At 63.7% G+C, this 20,550-nt stretch carries 16 protein-coding genes; 14 read left to right on the top strand and 2 right to left on the bottom strand.

Going from position 1 to position 20,550, the window contains the following annotated elements; all coding sequences use genetic code 11:
- Nucleotides 1-13: 13 nt before the first annotated feature.
- Complete coding sequence (locus QFZ83_RS23140) at nt 14-796, top strand: DeoR/GlpR family DNA-binding transcription regulator (RefSeq protein WP_013539549.1); 783 nt, start codon at nt 14-16, stop codon at nt 794-796.
- A 75-nt stretch (nt 797-871) separates the two neighbouring features.
- Here QFZ83_RS23140 and QFZ83_RS23135 read toward each other — a convergent pair whose 3' ends face one another.
- The gene (locus tag QFZ83_RS23135) at nt 872-1,432 is read right to left on the bottom strand and encodes an Lrp/AsnC family transcriptional regulator (protein WP_307510431.1); all 561 of its coding nucleotides are present in this window, start codon (nt 1,430-1,432) and stop codon (nt 872-874) included.
- Nucleotides 1,433-1,524: 92 nt separating this feature from the next.
- On the opposite strand from QFZ83_RS23135, the gene QFZ83_RS23130 reads away from it, so the two are divergent.
- Together QFZ83_RS23130 and QFZ83_RS23125 are read left to right on the top strand one after the other, a co-directional pair.
- Nucleotides 1,525-5,133, top strand: coding sequence for an indolepyruvate ferredoxin oxidoreductase family protein (locus QFZ83_RS23130; RefSeq protein ID WP_307510428.1), 3,609 nt, complete (start codon nt 1,525-1,527; stop codon nt 5,131-5,133).
- Nucleotides 5,134-5,723: 590 nt separating this feature from the next.
- Complete coding sequence (locus tag QFZ83_RS23125; protein WP_307510427.1) at nt 5,724-6,551, top strand: winged helix-turn-helix domain-containing protein; 828 nt, start codon at nt 5,724-5,726, stop codon at nt 6,549-6,551.
- Nucleotide 6,552: 1 nt separating this feature from the next.
- Here QFZ83_RS23125 and QFZ83_RS23120 read toward each other — a convergent pair whose 3' ends face one another.
- Entirely contained in the window at nt 6,553-7,644 is a 1,092-nt protein-coding gene (locus tag QFZ83_RS23120; RefSeq protein WP_307510424.1) for an agmatine/peptidylarginine deiminase, read from the bottom strand.
- A 316-nt stretch (nt 7,645-7,960) separates the two neighbouring features.
- Here QFZ83_RS23120 and QFZ83_RS23115 point away from each other — a divergent pair, with 316 nt between their 5' ends.
- The 11 genes from QFZ83_RS23115 (at nt 7,961) to QFZ83_RS23065 (ending at nt 20,529) form a co-directional block, all read left to right on the top strand.
- Nucleotides 7,961-8,164, top strand: coding sequence for a hypothetical protein (locus QFZ83_RS23115; protein ID WP_307510421.1), 204 nt, complete (start codon nt 7,961-7,963; stop codon nt 8,162-8,164).
- Nucleotides 8,165-9,075: 911 nt separating this feature from the next.
- Nucleotides 9,076-10,230 (top strand): polysaccharide biosynthesis/export family protein, encoded by a 1,155-nt coding sequence (locus QFZ83_RS23110; protein ID WP_013539553.1) that lies wholly within the window; start codon nt 9,076-9,078, stop codon nt 10,228-10,230.
- A complete protein-coding gene (locus QFZ83_RS23105; RefSeq protein ID WP_307510419.1) occupies nt 10,227-10,682 on the top strand; it encodes a low molecular weight protein-tyrosine-phosphatase in 456 nt (151 codons plus the stop codon). Before QFZ83_RS23110 ends, QFZ83_RS23105 begins: the two co-directional genes overlap by 4 nt.
- On the top strand, nt 10,679-12,940 hold the full coding sequence (locus QFZ83_RS23100) for a polysaccharide biosynthesis tyrosine autokinase (RefSeq protein WP_307510416.1): 2,262 nt from the start codon (nt 10,679-10,681) through the stop codon (nt 12,938-12,940). Before QFZ83_RS23105 ends, QFZ83_RS23100 begins: the two co-directional genes overlap by 4 nt.
- 331 nt (nt 12,941-13,271) lie before the next feature.
- Complete coding sequence (locus tag QFZ83_RS23095; protein WP_307510414.1) at nt 13,272-13,997, top strand: sugar transferase; 726 nt, start codon at nt 13,272-13,274, stop codon at nt 13,995-13,997.
- Entirely contained in the window at nt 13,994-15,073 is a 1,080-nt protein-coding gene (locus tag QFZ83_RS23090) for a hypothetical protein (protein ID WP_307510410.1), read from the top strand. Before QFZ83_RS23095 ends, QFZ83_RS23090 begins: the two co-directional genes overlap by 4 nt.
- A 20-nt stretch (nt 15,074-15,093) precedes the next feature.
- Nucleotides 15,094-16,233, top strand: coding sequence for a polysaccharide pyruvyl transferase family protein (locus QFZ83_RS23085; RefSeq protein ID WP_307510407.1), 1,140 nt, complete (start codon nt 15,094-15,096; stop codon nt 16,231-16,233).
- 23 nt (nt 16,234-16,256) lie between these two features.
- Nucleotides 16,257-17,366 (top strand): glycosyltransferase family 4 protein, encoded by a 1,110-nt coding sequence (locus QFZ83_RS23080; protein ID WP_307510405.1) that lies wholly within the window; start codon nt 16,257-16,259, stop codon nt 17,364-17,366.
- Entirely contained in the window at nt 17,363-18,628 is a 1,266-nt protein-coding gene (locus QFZ83_RS23075; protein WP_307510402.1) for a hypothetical protein, read from the top strand. The genes QFZ83_RS23080 and QFZ83_RS23075 overlap by 4 nt, the downstream gene beginning before the upstream one ends.
- 5 nt (nt 18,629-18,633) lie before the next feature.
- Nucleotides 18,634-19,860 carry a lipopolysaccharide biosynthesis protein gene (locus QFZ83_RS23070; RefSeq protein WP_307510400.1) on the top strand — a complete coding sequence of 409 codons (1,227 nt, stop codon included), beginning with the start codon at nt 18,634-18,636 and terminating at the stop codon, nt 19,858-19,860.
- Nucleotides 19,861-19,881: 21 nt separating this feature from the next.
- Complete coding sequence (locus tag QFZ83_RS23065) at nt 19,882-20,529, top strand: phytanoyl-CoA dioxygenase family protein (RefSeq protein ID WP_307510397.1); 648 nt, start codon at nt 19,882-19,884, stop codon at nt 20,527-20,529.
- Nucleotides 20,530-20,550 lie beyond the last annotated feature (21 nt).

The following is a 20,550-nucleotide window of genomic DNA, read 5'->3' as shown; positions in this document are numbered from 1 at the left end:
GAGGAACCCGAACATGCGAAAGACCGCAGGAGCCGAGGCCCGGGCCGTGCGCCTGGCGAAGATGCAGGAACTCGTCGAGGCCGGCGGACCGTTGCCCATCAAGCAGGCCGCCCAGCGGCTCGACGTGACAGAGATGACCATCCGCCGCGACCTGTCGTCGGCCGATTCGCCGCTCTCCGTGCTGGGCGGCTACGTGCTGGCGACCACGCTGCCGGGCGCCGAGCGCTATTCGCTCGACGAGGCCAGCGACCAGCACGCCGCCAACAAGCGCCTGGCCTGCGAGCGCGCGGCCGAATGGGTGCAGCCGCACGACAGCCTGTTCATCGACTGCGGGACCACGATGGTCCACTTCGCGGAAGCGCTGCCGCCCGACATGCCGTTGAGCGTCGTGTGTTACTCCACGAACATTGCAGCGGTGCTCAGCCGCCGGCCGAATACGCAACTGATGCTGATGGGCGGGCTGTATCACCCCTCATCGGCCACTTTCTTTTCCGACGAAGGGCTGCAGTACCTCGACAAGCTGGGTGTGAACAAGGCCTTCATCTCGGCCGGCGGGCTGGACGTGGCGCGCGGCGCGAGCTGCTCCAACTTTCACGAGGTGCCGGTGAAGCAGGCGGCCATCCGCAGCGCGTCGGAGAGTTTTCTCATCGTCGACGAAAGCAAGCTGGGCACGCTGAGGCCTGCGTTCTTCAGCCCGCTGCAGGCCTTCGCGCGGATCGTGGTGGGCGGCGCGCCGGCTGCGGCCGTCAAGAAGCAATTCAAGGAACTGCCGGTGGAGTTCGCGCGGGCTGATTGAAGTCCAAGGCGCCCTGACGTCGTCCGCCATGCGCGCTCTTTCCGGCGCTCCGCCGGGCCGCATGGATGCAAAGGCTCAGATGCGGTTTCCGGCCTTGCCTTTGTCTGCCGAGACCAGCCGCGACGACGCGGCACCCGCCTTCGCCTTGGCCCCCGTCAAGTGCCCGAGCGGCAGCGCCACCTCCGACTTGATCTCGCGCAGCACGATGCTCGAGCGCACATGCGTCACGCCCGGCAGGCTGAAGAGCACCTCGTGCAGAAAGCGCTCGTAGTGCTTCATGTCGGGCACCGTCACGTGGAGGATGTAGTCCGCCGGCCCGGTGGCCGAGACGCAGCGGATGATCTGCGGGCTCGCCGCCACCACCTCTTCGAAGCGCTGCACCATCGCCTCGCTGTGGCGATCGAGATTCACCTCGGCCACGGCCGAGACGTGCAGGCCCACGAGTTCGGGATCGATCATGGCCGTGTAGCCGCGGATCACGCCGGCCGCCTCCATGTCCTTGATGCGCTTCCAGCAGGGCGTGGGCGAGAGCCCGACGGCCTCTGAAATCTGCTGCACCGTCTGCCGGCCGTCGTGCTGCAGCGCGGAAAGGATCTTGAGGCAATGCTCGTCGAGAGAAACAGAATCGATGTTCATGGCGATTTTCGAGAAGATTCCTCTTCAAACAAGGGTCTGCGCCAGTGTATTGAAGAAACACTTACTCGGGGCGCGGCAGAACAATTCCGGGCATGAACGCCCCACACAAGACGGCCGCGCTGCGACGGCCCGATTACCAGCTCTCCGACAACCTCTGGGCCGATGCCGGCTCGGTCTTCCTCACCGGCACGCAGGCGCTGATCCGCATCCTGGCGATGCAGAAGCAGCGCGACGCGGCGCGCGGCCTGCACACGCAGGGCTTCGTGAGCGGCTACCGCGGTTCGCCGCTGGGCATGGTCGACCAGGCCATCTGGAAGGCGGGCGATCGCTTCAAAGAGACCGGCATTCGCTTCGTGCCCGCGGTGAACGAGGAGCTTGCCGCCACGCAGGTGCTGGGCACGCAGCGCGTGGAGTCCGACCCCGAGCGCACCGTCGATGGCGTATTCGCCATGTGGTACGGCAAGGGCCCGGGCGTGGACCGCGCGGGCGATGCGCTCAAGCACGGCAACGCGTACGGCTCCTCGCCGCATGGCGGCGTGCTGGTGGTGGCGGGCGACGACCACGGCTGCGTGTCATCGTCGATGCCGCACCAGAGCGACCACGCCTTCATGGCCTGGCGCATGCCGGTGATGCAGCCGGCGAGCGTGGCCGAGTACCTGGAGTTCGGCCTGTACGGCTACGAGCTCTCGCGCTATTCGGGCGCGTGGGTCGGCATGGCGGCGCTGTCGGAAATCGTCGAGAGCGCGGGCACCGTGGACCTCGACGCGGTGAACGCACGCGTGGCCGCCTGGGAAGACTCCGACGCCGTGCGCGCCGCCACCGGCCACGCCGCGCCGCCTGACGGCCTGCACTACCGCTGGCCCGACCTGCCCTCGCTGCGCATCGAGTCGCGGCTGGAAGACAAGCTCGCCGCCGTGGCCGCATTCACGAAGCGCAACAGCATCGACCGCCACGTCATCGTGAGCCCGCATGCGAAGGTCGGCATCGTCACCTGCGGCAAGGCGCACCACGACTTGATGGAGGTGCTGCGGCGCCTGGAGCTCTCGCCTGAGCAACTCGCGCGCGCCGGCGTGCGGCTCTACAAGGTGGGGCTGAGCTTTCCGGTGGAGCAGACGCGCCTGAAGGAATTTGCGCGCGGGCTCGACGAAATCCTCGTGGTGGAAGAGAAGGGCGCGGTCGTCGAGACGCAGCTGCGCGACATCTTCTACAACGCGCCGCCCGATGCGCGCCCCGTGCTCGTGGGCAAGCACGACCGCGACGGCCAGCCGCTCGTGTCGGCGCTCGGCGAGCTGCGGCCCTCGCGCCTCATCGAACTGGTCGCGCACTGGCTGGCCGTGCACTTCCCCGACAACCACGACCTCGGCGACCACCTGCAGCATGTGCGCGACTTCACGCCGCCCGATCTACTGGGCAACGCGAGCGATGCCGTCAAGCGCCTGCCGTACTTCTGCGCCGGCTGCCCGCACAACACCAGCACCAAGGTGCCCGAAGGCTCGACCGCGCGCGCCGGCATCGGCTGCCACTTCATGGCCAACTGGATGGACCGCAGCACCGCGGGCCTTATCCAGATGGGCGGCGAGGGCGTCGACTGGATCTCGCACGCGATGTTCACCAAGACGCCGCACGTGTTCCAGAACCTGGGCGACGGCACCTACTACCACTCGGGCTACCTGGCGATCCGCCAGGCCGTCGCGGCCAAGGCCACGCTCACCTACAAGATCCTCTTCAACGACGCGGTCGCGATGACCGGCGGGCAGCCGGTCGATGGCGTCATCAGCGTGGACGCGATCGCGCGGCAGGTGGAATCGGAAGGCGTCACCAAGGTGGTGGTCGTGAGCGATGCCATCGACAAATACGACGACATCAAGAATCGCTTTCCTGCGGGCACCGAATTCCACGACCGCGCCGCGCTCGACGCTGTGCAACGGCGCCTGCGCGAAATGCCCGGCGTCACGGTGCTCATCTACGAACAGACCTGTGCCGCCGAGAAGCGCCGCCGCCGCAAGAAGGGCGAGCTGGCCGATCCGCCCAAGCGCCTCTACATCAACGAGGCCGTGTGCGAAGGCTGCGGCGACTGCACCGTGCAGAGCAACTGCGTGGCCGTGCTCCCGCACGAAACGCCGATGGGCCGCAAGCGCAAGATCGACCAGACCAGCTGCAACAAGGACTACTCCTGCGCCAAGGGTTTCTGCCCGAGCTTCGTGGGCGTCACCGGCGGCAAGCTGCGCCGCAAGAGCGGGGCGCTCGCCGCCGGGCGCGACGCCTTCCTGCACCGCGTGGCCGCGCTCGCGCATCCCGCGCCGCATGCATGGACCGGCCCCTACGATCTGCTGGTGACCGGCGTGGGCGGCACCGGCGTGGTGACGGTGGGCGCGGTCATCGCGATGGCCGCGCACCTGGAAGGCAAGTCGGCCAGCGTGCTCGACTTCATGGGCTTCGCGCAGAAGGGCGGTTCGGTGCTGAGCTTCGTGCGCCTGGCCGACACGCCCGAGCGGCTGAACCAGGTGCGCATCGACACGCAGCAGGCCGACGCGATCCTCGCCTGCGACGTGGTGGTGGGCGCTTCGCCCGACGCGCTGCAGACCGTGCGGCACGGGCGCACGCGCGTGCTGGCGAACATCCACGAGATTCCGGTGGCCGAATCGCTGCGCAATCCCGATGCCGACCTGCACGTCGACCTCTTGCTGGAGAAGATGCGCTTCGTCGCGGGCGAGGAGCAGGTCGAGACCTTCGACGCGCAAAGCCTGGCCGAGGAGTTCCTCGGCGACACGTTGGCCGCGAACATCGTCGCGACCGGCTACGCGTGGCAGCGCGGGCTGGTGCCGTTGAGCCTGGAGGCGCTGATGCACGCGATCGAACTCAACGGCGTGGCCGTGGCGGCTAACCAGTCGGCGTTTTCGCTGGGGCGGCTCGCGGCGGGCGATGCGGCTGCTCTCGACCAATTGCGTGCGGCGCCCCTGCAAGCGCAGGCGCAGCAGCAAGCCGACGAGCGCCCGCTGGACGCGCTGCTCGCCGATGCGCGCCGCCATCTCACCGGCTACCAGAACGCGGCGTGGGCCGCGCGCTTCGACCAGCGCATCCGCGCGCTGCAGGCGGCCGAATCCGCGCTGCCGGGCGGCGATGCGCGCTTGCCCTTCACGCGCAACGCGGCGCGCAGCCTGTTGAAGCTCATGAGCTACAAGGACGAGTACGAGGTCGCGCGCCTCTACACCGACGGCGCGTTCCTGCAGAAGCTGAAGGACCAGTTCGAGGGCGACCTGAAGCTCGAATTCCACATGGCCCCGCCGCTGCTCTCGCGCCCCGCGCACGGCCAGGCGCCCGCCAAGATTCGTCTCGGGGCGTGGATGCTGCCGGCGATGCAATGGCTGGCCTACGGCAAGCGGCTGCGCGGCACGGGCTTCGACCTGTTCGGCTACACGGCGGAGCGCCGGATGGAGCGCGCGCTGATCGCCCAGTTCGACAAGCGGCTCGATGAACTGGCCACCGATTTGTCTGTCGCGAACCAGCCGCTCGCCGCGCAGATCGCGGCGCTGCCGCTGACGATCCGCGGCTTCGGGCATGTGAAGCTGGCCAACCTCGCGCTCGCAACCGATCGCGAGGCGGAGCTGCTGCACCGCTTCTCGCCGCAGCGCTATCCGAGACCCGAGAAGAAGGCACAGACGGGCCAGTTCCGCGGGATTGCGGTCGTGTCGTCGCACTGAGCGGTCATCCGCGCGGCCTGTTTTCAGCTGCGGGCCGTCAGCGACGGTCTTTCCCTTCGCGCGTCCCGCCTCGATCTCTTCGTGCGCCGCCATGGCCACGTCGAGATCGGACTTGCGCGCGTCCGTCAGCGCGCTGACGTTGTGCCGCCCACGGTTGGCCAACGCACAGCGCGTTAGCCGCGCTGCCGAAAAGCATTCTCCAGGCGTGCCCTCCCGGGAAGCAAAAGATCACCGAATTCGCGAGTGAAATACTTCCAGGCTTGAGAAGTTTCCTCGCCAAAAAGTCGTTTCTTTGACATTGCTAAACCGGGTCTGGTTTAGATAGGTGAAGAATTTCTCACCTTTTTGCGCAATGCCGTCAGAAAGGCCGAGAACGGCTCGCCGATCACATTCTTCTTCTCTTTCATTGAGCATCGCCCGGATGCGAGGTAAGAATAGATCGGTTTTCTTTTCTGTTTCAAATTCCTTAGATCAAACCAGTTGAATTCAATTCGCATTGAAAAACTGTTCTTTGGATTTTCTTAAAAAATTGCCTGAGCTGCTGCTCTGTGCTCCCAAAAAATTGCAACCAGTCTAAAAATAAATATCAGATGACAGGTGCTATTGATAAAGCCGAGCTTTCCTATTTTTATCAAAACGAATTCATGACTCCATTGGATCAATCAAGACAATCGCAGGTCGCCATCAAGGAAAAAACATTCTTCGTAGCCTTGGTGGACAGCGATGCAACACAAAGAAATCTGCTGCGCAGTCGTCTGGATTCACTCGGATGCGCGTCCCTGGCCCTCGCCTCGATAGATGACCTCTTCGCCAACCTGCGCGCCGGCAAGAAATTCGAATGCATCGTGATGGCGATTTCCAATGAAGAATTCAAGCGTCAATTGAAATCGATCCTCATCGATTCAGACATACCGCTGCTGCTGGTCGCGCTTCCCGAATACCTGGGCGCGCTGTCCCATTTGAAGGAAGAAATGGCGAGCTATGGAAACATGGACGTCGTGCTTCCTTTCTCCACCGATCGCGAACTCGAATGGCGGCTCGAAATGCTGGTGCACCGCAAACAGGCTGCCAATCCCGCCGTCGAGGATTTCGTATGGGATGAATACCGCTTCGAAATCGACCGGCGCCAGGTCTGGCTCGAAGAAGAAAACGTGTCTTTGAAGCCCATGGAGTTTCATCTGGCGCTCGAGCTTTTTAGAAACATGAATTCATTGGTCACCCGCGAAAGGCTTGCTTTTCTGTGGCGCGGGCGTCCCCGATCTCCCGGTTCGCGGGCGCTCGATGTCTGCATTTCCAATGTGCGCAGAAAGCTGAAGCTCGTACCGGAAAGAGGGCTGATCCTGCGATCGATCTACGGGCGCGGCTACGAGATGAATTCGATGCGCAAGGAAGCGCAATTGACGGAAGCGCAGGCGTAAATCAGCGCGGCTGCTGCTGCGTGGTGCAGTGGATGCCGCCGCCGCCCGCGGCAATGGCGTCGATGTCGAGCTGCACGACTTCGCGCCGGGGAAAGAGGTCGCGTAGCAGCCCGCGCGCGTTGGAATCGGCGCCCGCATCGCCGAACTGCGGCGCGATGACGGCGCCGTTGCACACATAGAAGTTGATGTAGCCGGCGGCGAACTCGTCGTTCTCGAAGGCCGGGCGCACCGTCGCGGGCGCCTTGAGCACCTCCACGCGCAGCCGCTGCCCGCGCGCGTCGGTGGCGCGGCGCAGGATCTCCAGGTGCCGTCGGGTCACGGCGTGGTCATAGGAATCGGGGTCTTCGTCCAGGCCCGCCACCACCACGCCGGGCGCGGCGAAGCGGGCGTAGAAATCGGTGTGCCCATCGGTGATCTCGCGGCCCGCGATGCCCGGCAGCCAGATGATCTTGCGCACGCCTAGCAGGCGCCCGAGCTCGGCTTCGCAGGCGGCCTTGTCCAGACCCGGATTACGGTTGGCGTTGAGCACGCAGCTCTCTGTGACGATGGCCGTGCCCGCGCCATCGACCTCGACGCCGCCACCCTCCAGCACGAGCCGGGTGGTCAAGCGCCGCACCTTGGCCACGCCGGTCACGTAGCCGGCGACTTCGGCGTCGTTCGCGTGGGCCTGCTTGCCGCCCCAGCCGTTGAAATTGAAGTCGATGCCCGCCCACTCGCCCTTGGCATCGCGCACGAACACCGGCCCGGTGTCGCGCATCCAGAGGTCGTCGACTGCCTGCACCTCGAGCTGCACGCGGTCGCCGCACAGGCGCGCAGCCAAGTCGTGCTCTTGCTCGCGCACGAGCAGGTGCACGGGTTCGAAGGCGGCGATGGTGCGGGCGATGAGCGCCACTTGCTCGCGCGCCGGCTTCAGCAGGCGCCGGCCCCAGATTTTTTCGCTGGGTCCGAAGGACATCCAGGTGGCGCGGTGAGGATCGCCTTCGTCCGGCATGTGCCAGCTTTCGGGCGCTGCGCCGGCGGAGTCGGCGGCCCAGCCCAGTGGGGCGAGGCCCAGTCCGTTCAGGAGGAGGCGGCGGGTAAGGGAAAAGTGCATGGGTCGATCTTCGGCGAGGAGCGCAGCGCCGCATTCAACCGGTTCTGTTGTCATGTGGCGGAAGTCGCGCGATACGCGGTTGGATGCCCACTTCGGTGCGCGCACCGCGCAGGGCGTCGCCGGCGAACAACGATCGGAAGCGCAGGAGAAAAACACGGTCAGCCCCTGCACAGGTTCAGCACAAATACTCTCTATGCAGCGCCCGGGGACCTGCATATCCTCGGCTTTTCTTGGGCTATCCTCTCGCCCGACGCGCGTAGCGATTTTTTACACATCCATGGGGCTGACGCGTGCCCGAGCGAAGGGAGAGAGACAAATGCGCTTGATCGTCATCGAACTGCTGTTGGCCTTGGTGCTGCTGCCGTTGAGCGGCCTTTTCTGGTGGTGGGCCTTCGGCATGGGCGGCTGGGCGCTCGCTGGCTTTCTCGTTCTCGTCGGCATCGTCCTGTTCCTCGTGCTGCGCGGCGTTCGCGCCACCAAGGACAAGCTGGGCCAGCCCGGCGACGACCAGGAGCAGTAGGCTCCGCGCCAGCAGGCCCTACGGGCCCTGCATCGATCCCCGACAGGCCTCCTTTTGGAGGCCTTTTTCATTTGATTTCCCACGCGGCGCCATATCCCAATTCCCGATAACTCTTATCGTGGAATTCGTATACCCATATTCGATCTGAATTCTTTTTTCTCATTCGCCCTGCCGTTGAATGATTAAAGCGGATTTGCATGACCGAAAAGCGAAGAATCTATGGCATATGGATGACCGAAATTGAAAAACAATGCAAAAGTTTTAGCTCAAAATGAATGTGAAATTATTCATTTAGCTTTGTGAGCAATGGTTGCACGATCTTGGTGCCATCACCGGCTGCGGCGAGAAGAATTTCAGGTAAATCGAAAAACCTACAACCATTCAAATCGGGGCATGGATCATTGGTGCAGCGCCCCTTTCGGGTGCTGCTGCATGCCCGTTTGAAGGTTGTGGTAGGGGTTCTTCATTCGGGAAGTTCTCCTGCACTGCACGAAAACACAAAATCTTACAAATAGGCGCGCAATATCAAAAACCCTCAAAAAATCCATTTCGTGGCACAGGCGCCACGATCTCCCTGTGCAGCGGGGTAATTAATAAGTCGCCATTTCAATGCCAAAAATGGCATTCCGGAATGTTGTTCCAAAGGCGGTTTTCCCAATGAAAACATCGTTCCAGAGAGTGCGATGACAGATAACCATGCATAGCACAGGGTTGCACCACGAATAGACACGATTTTTTCGCCTGTGCGACGAAAAAATGCATCTTCGGGCGCAGCGACAATTCATTTTTCGACCTGCGCACCGGTAAATCCCGGGCTGCGCTTTGTGGTGCGCCGCGATCAAAGGGCCGACCCGTTTCAACCGGGCTCGACCTTTGCATAGGCCGCAGTTGAAGAAGAAATCAGATTTGCAATGGAGATCAATTTGACACGCTACGTGTACCTGATGGGGTGGAGCGCTGCCCTGGCCGGCGCGATGTTGCTCCAGGGCTGTGCGCCGGGCTTTGGCAGGATGGCGGCTTCCGAGCCCGACCTCGGTCCGGCGCCCGCCCTGTCCGCGGACGGCTCGCCCGAAGGCGCGCTCACGCCGATTTCGCCATCGCTCATCCGCGCGATGGCCGATGCGCAACCGACCGCGGTGCCGGCCGACGTGAAGGCGCTGTTCGGCGAGGCCGCCCCGTACACCATCGGGCCGGGCGATGTTGTGGGCGTCATCGTCTACGACCACCCCGAGCTGCTCCCGAACGCGGGCGCCGTGATCTCCCAGCAGGTCGATCCGACCGGCATCAGCGTGGCGCCGGGCTTCATCGTCGGCGCGAACGGGGAGATCAGCTTTCCGTACATCGGCCGCGTGAAGATGCAGGGCCTCACCGAAATCGAGGCCTCCGACCTCATCACCAAGCGCATCGCGCGCTACATCAAGGAGCCGCAGGTCACGGTGCGCATCCAGTCGTTCCGCAGCCGCCGCGCTTTTGTCGAAGGCGAGGTGCGCTCACCGGGGCTGCAGATCTTCACCGACGTGCCGATGACGCTGGCCGAAGCGCTCAACCGCGCCGGCGGCATCACGCCCAACGGCGACCGCTCGTTCGTCACGCTCACGCGAGGCGACCGCACCACGCTCATCGACCTCACGCGCCTGCAGGACCTGGGCAGCGGCGCCGGCAGCATTCCGCTGCAGAACGGCGACGTGGTGCTGGTGCGCAACCGCGACGAGAACAAGGTGGTGGTGATGGGCGAGGTGCTGCGTCCCTCGGCGCTGCTCATGCACAACGGGCGCCTGAGCCTGAACGAAGCGCTCGGCGAAGCCGGCAGCGCGAGCCTGGGCACCGCGAACACGGGGCAGATCTACGTGGTGCGCAACACCGCCAAGGGCACGCCGGCCGTGTTCCACCTGAATGCGAAGAACCCCGCCGCGCTCGCGCTGGCCGATCGCTTTCCGCTGCAGCCGCGAGACGTCGTCTACATCGACTCGGTGCCGCTCGTGAGCTGGAACCGCGTGGCCAGCCTGATCCTGCCGGCCGCCCAGGTGCTGGACATCGGCGACCGCGTCTACATGAACCACCGATGAAATCCGTGCTCACTGTCTGCATCGGCAACATCTGCCGAAGCCCGATGGCGGAAGGCCTGCTCGCGGCGGGCCTGCCGCACCTGCGCGTGGTGTCCGCGGGAACCGGCGCGCTCATCGGCCAGCCGGCCGACGCCACCGCGCAAAAACTCATGCAGGCACGCGGCATCGACATCTCGGGCCACGTCGCGCAGCAGGTGAGCCAACTCCTGTGCCGCCAGGCCGACCTGATTCTGGTGATGGACCTTGCGCAGCGCCGCCACCTCGAGTCGACCTACCCCTTCGTGCGCGGCAAGGTGTTCCGCATCGCCGACACGCTGGCGCAAGACGTGCCCGATCCCTACCGCCAAGGCGAAGCCGCATTCACCGATGCGCTGGCGCTCATCGAGGCCGGCGCCCGCTCGTGGATCGAGCGCGTCCTGAAGATCACAAAACCCGAGCATCAACTCACATGAATGCATCCCCGCAAGCCGCCCCGCCGATGCAAGCGCCCGACGACGAAAGCGAAGGCATCAATCCCGCGGAGTACTGGGACATCCTGGTCGACAACCGCTGGCTCGTCGCAGCCGTGGTGGCCGTTTTCCTGTTCCTCGGCACGGCCTACGCGCTGCTGGGCAAGCCCGTCTACGAAGCCAACCTCGCGGTGCAGGTGGAAGACTCGGGCAACTCCGCCGGCAGCTTCCTCGGCGATGCGGCCTCGTCGCTCCTGAGCGTGAAGACGCCGGCCGCGGGCGAGATCGAAATCCTGCGTTCGCGCGCCATCCTCGGCAAGGCGGTGGAGAACACCAAGCTCTACATCAGCGCGCGGCCGCGCTATGCGCCCTTCGTGGGCAGCTACCTCGCGCGCCGCGCCACCGATCTCTCGGAGCCGGGCTTCATGGGGCTCGCGGGCTACGTCACCGGCACCGAGAAGATCCTCGTGCCGCGCTTCGACGTGCCGCCCGATTTCGAAGACAAGCCCTTCACGCTGACCGTCGGCACCAACGGCCAGTACGAGCTGAGCAACCCCGACATCGACACGCCGATGAAAGGCACCGTCGGCACGCTGCTCTCGGCGAACGTGCCGAACGTCGTGAACGGCAGCATGAGCCTGATGGTCACCAGCATCGAAGGCAAGCCGGGCGCGCAGTTCCAGCTCGTGCGCTCGTCCACGCAGAAGACGCTGCTCGCGCTGCAGGATGCGCTGAAGGTCGTCGAAAAGGGCAAGCAGTCGGGCGTGCTCGATGTGAGCTGGAAGAGCGCCGACCCCGAAAAGCTCACGCAGCTTCTCAACGAGATCGGCACGCTCTACGTGCGCCAGAACATGGAGCGCAAGGCGGCCGAAGCCGAGAAGACGCTGGGCTTCCTCGACACCGCGCTGCCGCAGTTCAAGAAGCAGCTGGAGCAGTCCGAAGACATCTACAACCGCTACCGCAACCAGAACGGCACGGTGAGCCTGGACGACGAAGCCAAGAACGCGCTCACGCAAACCGTCGACCTGCAATCCAAGCTGCTCGAAGCCGAGCAGAAACGGCGCGAGCTCGCCGCGCGCTTCACCGACGAGCACCCCGCGGTGCAGACGCTCGACACCCAGGTCGTCGCATGGAAGGCGGCGCTCGCCAGCATCGATGCGCGTATCCGCAAGATGCCCGAGCTGCAGCAGAACACCGTGCGCATGCAGCGCGACATCAAGGTCAACACCGACCTGTACGTGTCGCTGCTCAATAGCTCGCTGCAGATGCGGCTGGCCAAGGAAGGCAAGGTCGGCAACGTGCGCCTGCTCGACGAGGCCATCGTTCCCGAAGAAGCGGTGTGGCCCAAGCGTCCGCTGGTCATCGCGCTCGCGCTCATCCTCGGGCTCGCCGCGGGCGTCGCGGCCGCGGTGGCCCGCAGTTCTTTCTTCGGCGGCATCCGCAACCCGGGCGAGATCGAGACCCACACCGGGCTCAACGTCTACAGCAGCATTCCGCTGAGCGCGGCCCAGCGCACGATCGACCGGAGCATCGAGAACAAGGCGGCCGGCCTGCACGTGCTCGCGCACCAGCAGCCCGAAGACCCGGCGGTCGAGAGCCTGCGGAGCCTGCGCACCGCGCTGCAGTTCGCGATGCTGGAGGCGACCAACAACCGCCTGCTCATTTCCGGTGCAACGCCCGGAGTAGGCAAAACGTTTATTTCGGTCAATTTCGCCGCCATTTCCGCCGCTGCCGGAAAAAGAGTTCTTTTGATTGACGCGGATTTGCGAAAAGGCCGGGTCAATCAATTCCTGTCGATTCCCCGTTCTTCGGGATTGTCGGAATTGATCGCAGGAACCCTCAGTTTCGAAAAGGCGGTGCGCCCGTCGGTGCTGCCGAACCTGGACATCATCACCACCGGCGTGCTGCCGCCCAATCCGGCCGAATTGCTGATGAGCGAATCCTTCGTGCAGGTGCTGGACAGGCTCTCGCCCGCTTATGACCTGGTAATCATCGACACGGCGCCCGTGCTGGTGGCAGCGGATACCGCCTCGGTGGCGCCGCTGGCAAGCACCTTCCTTCTGGTTGCGCGGGCCGAAAAAACCCAGCTCGGCGAATTGAATGAAAGCGTCCGGCGCCTCGCGCACGCCGGTCGATCGGTAAATGGCGTAATTCTGAATGCTATTGACCTATCGCGCCGCCATGCGGGCAGTGGGGGCTATAAGTATGGCGCTTACAAGCATTTACAATACACATACAAAGCCAACAGGGATTCCACCTAGACCGTGAAAAATTGGAGTTAAATTCATCTCGATGCGCTTGACATTCAGACAGCCGCATTGAGTTCATACTCAATTTGTATTCAGTCAAAACTTATGTAGTACCAATGAGCAGCAATTCATTTTTACTACTTCTATCGAGTCCGTTGACCGCGCAATAGTTTTTGCACTGCAGAAGCTACGGGGCATTTGCGCGGGTCCTGTCGGCCAAAAAAATCAAGGGCCATAACCGAAGAGATGCGGGCGTTTTTGCCCGCATGTGGAAAGGTGCGTCGCCAATGAAATACCTTGCTAAAGAAATTCTTTCGCGTTTCACCTCTGGATGGAGAAAACCATGAGAAACCTCCGACCCGAAGAATCGATGGTCCCGCAAGGTTGGGACAATTCGGAACATTCGCACAGCCAATCGCCCTATGACATCGGGCAAAACCGGGTGAATCATCCGGTCCTGCTTCGAATTGGAAAAAGATCGGTGGACATTACCGCCGCGCTTTTCTTTTTCCTCGCATTCGGCTGGGTGTTCGTATTGATCGGACTTTGCGTCATGATCAGCTCCGGTGCGCCCGTCTTCTATTCGCAGCCGCGCTACGGAAAAGACGGACGGGTATTCCGCTTCTGGAAATTCCGCTCGATGACCGCCAATTCGGCGCAGGTGCTCGAAGAGCACCTGAAAAACAATCCGGAAGCGCGCCGGCAATGGGACGAATACCAGAAGCTGGAAAACGATCCGCGGATCACGCCTTTCGGCAAATTCATCCGCAAGACCAGCCTCGATGAATTGCCGCAATTCTGGAACGTGCTCATCGGGGAGATGAGCCTCATCGGCCCGCGCCCCTGCATGCTCGACCAGAAGGCGCTGTACGGCCACGACTGGGTGCACTACTGCGCCGTGCGCCCGGGCATCACGGGCCTTTGGCAAGTGAGTGGCCGCAATCAGCTCACGTATAACGCACGCGTCGCATTGGACGTGAGGTATGTCGAGACGCTTTCCGTCACGAAAGACGTCGATATCTTCCTCCGGACGATATGGGTGGTCGCAGTCGGGCACGGGTCGCGGTGAGCCACGCCATCCAGCAGGGATATCCAGCCACGACGACAAAAAGAACAAAAAAGAATTCGGGGCGCGTCAACCCGTATTCGATTGCCGGGATTTCGATCGTGTTCATCTACACGGTCATCTACGTCTACTTTCGGGATTCGCTTCCCGATAAATGGAGCGTCGATTCGGCAAAGATCATCGAGATCCTGAATTACGGCGGCGCGGGCGGCGACCTGGACAATTCGTTCGCCGTCACCGCGGCATTGTTCGGACTCATCGGCGTGGACAACCTGGATGTCTTTACCTGCGGCGTGAGCGCGCTGTTCCTGCTGTTCGCGACCCACGATATTCGCCGGGCCGGTGATTTCTTTACGCGATTGCTCCTGATTGCGCCGTGCATCATGCTCAACATGTTTGCGCCGTCGAAAGAAACGGTGGTGCTCATCATGACGATGTTCATCACCGTGTCGGCGATCTATTTCCGCACTTCGAAGAAATACACCTTCATTTCCTTTCTGTTCCTGTACGCGGTCTATGGCGTATTCGTCCGTCAATATTATTTGCTGATTGTCGGCGTGTTCTTTTTGGTTTATTGGCTCTGGCGGCGGCCGCTTAAATACCACGTGCTGGCGGCCATTGTGGCGGCCGGCGCAATCATGGCGGCGCCATCCAGCGTATTGCAGACATTGCAATCGCCAAGAGATACATCCAACGCCTATGCGGAGCAAATCGGCAGCGACAACCGGACGGCCTTTACCAATATCGCGTCGCCGGCCACCGGCCCCGGTTTTTTGGTCAATTACGCCTATGCCGGCACGGTATTGATTACGCCGGTGCTGTATTTCCAGACGGCCAGCGATTTCTTCATGCAATTGATGATCGGCGCGATGCTGGTCATTCTTTACCGGGCCCGAAAGAAAGCCCGGCGCGGGCATGACCGCTACGAAACCAGATTCTTTGCCAGCCTTTTCATTGCCCACATATTGGTGCAATTGATATTCGAACCCGATCTCGGAAGCTTTACCCGCCATTTGACCTCGGTGCTGCTTTATCTCATTGCCATCAAGGTCGCCGAGAGAAAACCATTCCTCAGATGAAAAAAATCCTGATTTGCGCCGTGCCATTCAGCGACAACCTCGGCGACGGCGTCATTGCCGCGTCGCTGGCGCACATTGCCGGCCTCAAATACCCGGACGCCAAAGTCGAATTCCTCGATATCGCCGGGCGCCACGGATTCGACGAGCAAAACCTGCGCGGCGGCGGCGCATTCGGCGTTTTCCAGAAATTGCCGGCGCTGTTGCGCTCGGCCATCGTGTTCGCGTATTGCCTCAAGAACTACTTCCAGCGCTGGCGCCCGCACTGGAAGGCGGCCGTGAGCGACGCCGACCTCGTCATCGTCGGCGGCGGCCAGCTCTTTTGCGACGTGGCGCTCAACTTCCCGGCCAAGCTCTTCCTCTTGAGCCGGCTGCTGCGCGGCAAGCGGGTGGCGGTGGTGTCGGTCGGCGTCACGGCCAAGTGGTCGTACTGGGGCAAGGTGCTCGTGGGCAAGTTCTTCAAGAACGCTGCGCCTGTGTTCTTCGCGACGCGCGATGCGGAGTCGGCGAAGAACCTGCACGACATCTTTCGCATTCCCCGGCCCGACATCCGCGTGGTGCCCGACCCGGCGCTGGTCTGCGAGAGCGCGTTCTCCAGCGAGCTTTCGCCCGACAAGAAATGGGACGTGGGCATCTGCGTGAGCAGCCTCGATGCGCTGGTCATGAACTCGGAGTACGGCGAATCGAACGCCATCGGCTCGGCCGATTTCTTCGCCAACCTCGCCGAGGCGCTGCAGCAGGAAGGCGCGCGCGTTCTCTACTTCACCAACGGCGCGGCCGAAGACAACCGCGTGATGGCCGAGATTTCAGCGCGCCCGGCCAGTGCGGGCGCGAACGCGGCGGACACCACTTTTCTCGTGCCCAAGCGCCCCGACGATCTCGTCGCGCTCATCAGCGCGTGCTCGTGCATCGCGGCGCACCGGCTGCACGCGAACATCGTGGCCTACAGCCTGAACATTCCCTCGGTGGGGATGAACTGGGACAAGAAGGTCGAATCGTTCTTCCGCCTCACCGGCCGCACGCAGTACCTGTTCGACCTGTCGCCGCGCCCGGACCAGCTCAAGGCCTCGGTGCTGCAGCTGCTGCGCGAGAAGAACGCCGACCGCGAACGGCTCGACGTGCTGCAGGGCGAAGTCATCGCCGGCACGCACGCGCTGATCTGACCGACCTCGGAGCACCTCGCACCATGAAAGTACTGCACGTTGCCGAGACGCTCAAGGGCGGGCTGGAGACGTACCTGCGCATCGTCGCGCGCCACCAGACCACGTCGCCCGACATCAGCCAGGTGAAGTTCGTGCTGCCGGGGCAGGTCGACTGGCTGGGCGCGGAGAACACGCATGTCGTGCCGACCGCGCGCAAGGCCTCGGCGCTGCTCGGGTACGCGAAGAGCGTGCGCGAGATCATCGCGGCGGAGCGCCCGGCGATTCTTCATCTGCACAGCTCGATTGCCGGCGGCGTCGTGCGCGCCATGGCGCTCGCCGGGCAGGTGCCGCGCGGCGTGAAGATCGTCTACTGCTCGCACGGCTGGGCCTTCGACCAGACCGGCCCGGCGTACAAGAACATCGCCTACCGCTGGATCGAGCGGCTGCTCTCTTGGCGCAGCGACGCGATCATCTGCATCAGCAAACACGAGATCCGCATCGCCGAGAAGTTCGGCATCCTGCGCTGCCGGTGCATTCCGAACGGCATCGACCGCATCGAGCAGTCGATGGTGCAGCAGGGCGTGCCGGCGAGCGGCATCAGTACCAGCACGAGCACAACCACCAGCACTGAGCCCGTCGGGCCGCGCAAGGTGCTTTTTGTCGGCCGGCTCGACAAGCAGAAAGGCATCGACGCCCTGCTCGATGCCTACGCAAGGGTGCGGCCGAACTTCAAGCTCATCGTGGTCGGCGACTCCGTGCGCAAGGACCTGCAGCTCGCGCAGCCCGAGCACGTGGAGTTCAAGGGCTGGCTCGAGAAAGACGCGCTCGATGCCGTCTACCGCGATTGCGACGCCACCATCGTCCCGTCGCGGTGGGAAGGCTTCGGCCTCGTCGCGGTGGAAGCGATGGCGCGCGGCAAGCCCGTGTTCGCCTCGGCCGTCGGCGGCCTTGTCGACATCGTGGAGCACGACCGAAGCGGCCGGCTCTTTTCCCTCGACCAGATGGACCAGGCGCTGCGCGACATCGACGGCCTCTCCGACGCGGCCCTGCAGCAGATGGGGCAGGCCGGGCGGCGGATCTTCGAAGAGAAGTTCACCTCGCATCGCATGAACACGGCCATCGTCAACCTGTACAAGGAGTCGGTTCTCCGATGAAGATTTTTTCCGGCCGCGCCCGACGTTTCCTGCAGGCCCTTGCGTTGCTGAGCGTGTGGATGTTCGCTGGCACGCCCGCGCAAGCCCGGGGCGTGAGCGGCATCGACACGGACTACCCGGTCGCGCTGAGCGTGCAGATCGACCCCGCCACCATCACCGATGCCGACCTCAATGAAATCCGCGCGGCCGGCTTCGAGTTCGTGCGCTTCGGCGTGCGCCCGCCGCTCAAGAGCGTGAACCCCAACCTCATCGACTACTCGCGCCTCATCAAGCGCGTGCGCAACGCCAAGCTCGACGCGATCGTGACGCTGTTCGGCGGCAACGCGATCTGGGGCGCGAAGCCCGAAGAGCTGCGCGCGGGCGCCCGCAAGGAAAGCCTGTTCTCGGACTTCGCAGTCGGCTTCATGAAGGCGCACACCGACGACGTGGCGGTGTGGGAAGTGTGGAACGAGCCCGACCACAAGACCTTTTTGAACCCCGCGATGCTGTCGGATTTCGAAGCCGCATCGTCGGAGCTCTGCGCCAACATGGCCAAACAGAAGGTGCAGCCGAACATCGTCGTCGGCTTCGGTTTCGCGAACCTGCCCTTCGTGGGCGGCAAGGTGCCGGCGCAGCTGGAGAACGCCTTCGTCGCGGCCGCGAAGTCCGATTGCCTGACCGACATTTCGATCCACCCGTACCGACCGGTGCCCGAGACCGCCTTCGGTGATTACGAGAAGCTGCGCGCGCAGCTCGACCAGCGGCAACTGCAGAAGACCGGCATCGCCATTTCCGAATGGGGTTATGCCTCGTACCTGCCGGTGCGCAGCCAGAGCACGCAGGCCTCGCTGGTGTTTCGCGAGTACCTCATCAACGCGGCCGCCGGCATCAAGCTGCTGAATCTCTACGCCTGGCGCGACCGCGGTCGCTCGTCGTTCTCGAAGGAAGACAACTTCGGGATCATGTCGAACGCGGGCGAGAAGAAAGAGGCGTTCTCCGCGCTCACCGAGTTCCTCAAGATCGCCAAGCACTCGAAGAAAGTCTCGTACGACGACGCGAAGGGCGTGAACCAGTTGGTGCTCAAGCGCAGCGACGCGCTGCTGCACGTGCTGTGGACACCCGGCTCCGAAAAAGACGTGACCGTCCCCGTCGCCGAAGGCAAGAAGTGCACGCGCGTCGACTTCTTCCCAGAGATGCGCCGCGGCAGTTGCGGGCCCCGCGCGGGCGGCGGGTTCTCCGCGAAGGCCTCGGCCTATCCCGTGCTGCTGTCGATCTCGGACTAGACGCGATGGCGCGTCTTTCAGGTATCAGGAAACGTCTCGGCGGCCCGGTCTTCGCGATTGCCGACCAGTGCATCTACAGCGCGAGCCAACTGCTCTTGAGCTTCGCGCTTGCGCGCGTGCTGTCGCCGTCGGATTTCGGCATCGCTTCCGCGTTCCTGGCGGTCGTGAGCTTCCAGTACATCCTGCACACGGCGATGGTGCACGAGCCCTTGCTGATCCGGCGCTTCTACGTGAGCCGGTCGGCGGCGTGGACGAGCTGGGGGCTCGTGGCGCTGTTCTCGCTGGCGGGTTATCTGTGCTGGCAGCTCATCGTGTTTCCCGGGCAACTGCGCTGGGTGGGCGTGGCGCTCATCGTCGGCTACGAGATCTTCTGGCTCTCGCGCAGCCTGCTGCTCACGGGGCGGCGCTACGCGATGCTGTGCATCACCGGCGTGCTGATATGCGTGGGGTATGTCGCGGTGCTCGGTGTCGAAAAGCCCGCGACATGGGGCGAGGCGCTGCTGCTGGTCTCGGCGTTGCAGTTGCCTTTCCTGATCCTGGTGCTGCTGAACCTGCGCAACGTCATGCCCGCATTGCCGGCTGCAAAAGATGCACAAGGCCTCACCGTGAAGGAATCGATGGCCTACGGCTGGAAGGCCAGCCTCTCGCAGTTCATGAGCTGGATCATGACGGGCGGGGCCATCCTGCTGCTGGGTTCATCGGCCGATTCGGAGCAGGGCGGCCTGCTCAAGATCTACATCACCTTCTTGCTGCCGATGCAGTACGTGCTCGCGGCGCTCGGCTACTACCTGCTGCCGCAACTGGCGGCCCGCTGGCATGCCGAAGACCGCAGGAGCGTGCATCGGCTCTTCGTGATGTTCGTGCTGATGGGGTTCCTCATCGCCGAACTCGCCGGCGTGGTGCTGGGCCTGCTCGGGCCGCACCTCGTGGTGCTGGCCTTCGGCGAGAACTACCGCCACATGGATTTCTCGCCCTTCTACTACGCGCCCGCCATCTTCGGTCTCACCATGTGTTTGCGCACGGGCTTTCGCGCCGCGGCGCGGCCGGGCGCGCTGTTGTTCTGCTCGGTCGTGGGGGCGGTGGTGTTCGGCATCGCGATGCTTGCGGCCAAAGCACCGGTCTCGTACATCCAGACCATCCACGCGATGACGCTGGGCTTTGCCTGCATGGCCGCGCTGATGATCGGCTGGCTGTTCGTGTTCATGCGGGCGCCGAGGCTGCAGGCCGCTTGAGAGGCTGAGAAGCAACCTGCCATGAACAACAGCATCAACCCCTTGCTTCGCGATGTCCGCCTGGACGAGCGCCTGCGGTTCCTCCGGGACGGCGTGGTGTGCCTGCGCCAGATCATCTCGCCCGAGTGGGTGCGACGCGCGCAGGACGGCGTCGAGCACGAGCAGGTGATGTTCGAGTCCGGCGCCGGCGAGGTCGCGCGGCAGCTCACCGTGACACGGCGCCTGCGCTGGATCTACGACCAGCTCTTCGACAGCGACCCGATGGCGGCCGGCACCCCCTGGCACCAGGACACCTCGTACGGCCTCGCCGACAGCCACCGCATCGTGCGCGTGTGGATGCCGGTGGACCACGTGCCGCGCGAAACCGGCATCGAGGTCGTGCGCGGATCGCACCTCTGGAAGGCGGAGCGCGGCTGGGCCGGCCGCATCGAGGTGCGCGACATCGAGGCCAACCGCCGCGCCTTCGACATCGTGGGCTACGAGGTCGACGCGGGCGATGTGGTGGCCTTCAACTACCGCTCGCTGCACCATGCGGGCGCGAGCGGCGTGAACTTCGACGAGAAGCGCAGGGCGTTCGCGATCCTCTATGCGGACGATGCGCTCGCGTTGAGGCATCGGCCGCCGCTGATGCCGCCGGCCGTTAGAGACCACGGGCCTCGCCTGGCATGAGGGGCGGACTATCCTTGTGCG

Source organism: Variovorax sp. W1I1 (assembly GCF_030815625.1).
Lineage (GTDB): Bacteria > Pseudomonadota > Gammaproteobacteria > Burkholderiales > Burkholderiaceae_C > Variovorax > Variovorax paradoxus_C.
Note: the sequence above shows the minus strand (reverse complement) of the source record. Positions and strands in the feature narration are given on the sequence as shown.

What these genes read in the sequence shown, in the direction of transcription:
- QFZ83_RS23080 (WP_307510405.1), top strand. Translation starts at nt 16,257, where the DNA reads ATGAAAGTACTGCACGTTGCCGAGACGCTCAAGGGCGGGCTGGAGACG.
- QFZ83_RS23065 (WP_307510397.1), top strand. Translation starts at nt 19,882, where the DNA reads ATGAACAACAGCATCAACCCCTTGCTTCGCGATGTCCGCCTGGACGAG.
- QFZ83_RS23115 (WP_307510421.1), top strand. Translation starts at nt 7,961, where the DNA reads ATGCGCTTGATCGTCATCGAACTGCTGTTGGCCTTGGTGCTGCTGCCG.
- QFZ83_RS23110 (WP_013539553.1), top strand. Translation starts at nt 9,076, where the DNA reads ATGGAGATCAATTTGACACGCTACGTGTACCTGATGGGGTGGAGCGCT.
- QFZ83_RS23070 (WP_307510400.1), top strand. Translation starts at nt 18,634, where the DNA reads ATGGCGCGTCTTTCAGGTATCAGGAAACGTCTCGGCGGCCCGGTCTTC.
- QFZ83_RS23105 (WP_307510419.1), top strand. Translation starts at nt 10,227, where the DNA reads ATGAAATCCGTGCTCACTGTCTGCATCGGCAACATCTGCCGAAGCCCG.
- QFZ83_RS23135 (WP_307510431.1), bottom strand. Translation starts at nt 1,432, where the DNA reads ATGAACATCGATTCTGTTTCTCTCGACGAGCATTGCCTCAAGATCCTT.
- QFZ83_RS23100 (WP_307510416.1), top strand. Translation starts at nt 10,679, where the DNA reads ATGAATGCATCCCCGCAAGCCGCCCCGCCGATGCAAGCGCCCGACGAC.
- QFZ83_RS23095 (WP_307510414.1), top strand. Translation starts at nt 13,272, where the DNA reads ATGAGAAACCTCCGACCCGAAGAATCGATGGTCCCGCAAGGTTGGGAC.
- QFZ83_RS23120 (WP_307510424.1), bottom strand. Translation starts at nt 7,644, where the DNA reads ATGCACTTTTCCCTTACCCGCCGCCTCCTCCTGAACGGACTGGGCCTC.
- QFZ83_RS23130 (WP_307510428.1), top strand. Translation starts at nt 1,525, where the DNA reads ATGAACGCCCCACACAAGACGGCCGCGCTGCGACGGCCCGATTACCAG.
- QFZ83_RS23125 (WP_307510427.1), top strand. Translation starts at nt 5,724, where the DNA reads ATGACAGGTGCTATTGATAAAGCCGAGCTTTCCTATTTTTATCAAAAC.
- QFZ83_RS23140 (WP_013539549.1), top strand. Translation starts at nt 14, where the DNA reads ATGCGAAAGACCGCAGGAGCCGAGGCCCGGGCCGTGCGCCTGGCGAAG.
- QFZ83_RS23075 (WP_307510402.1), top strand. Translation starts at nt 17,363, where the DNA reads ATGAAGATTTTTTCCGGCCGCGCCCGACGTTTCCTGCAGGCCCTTGCG.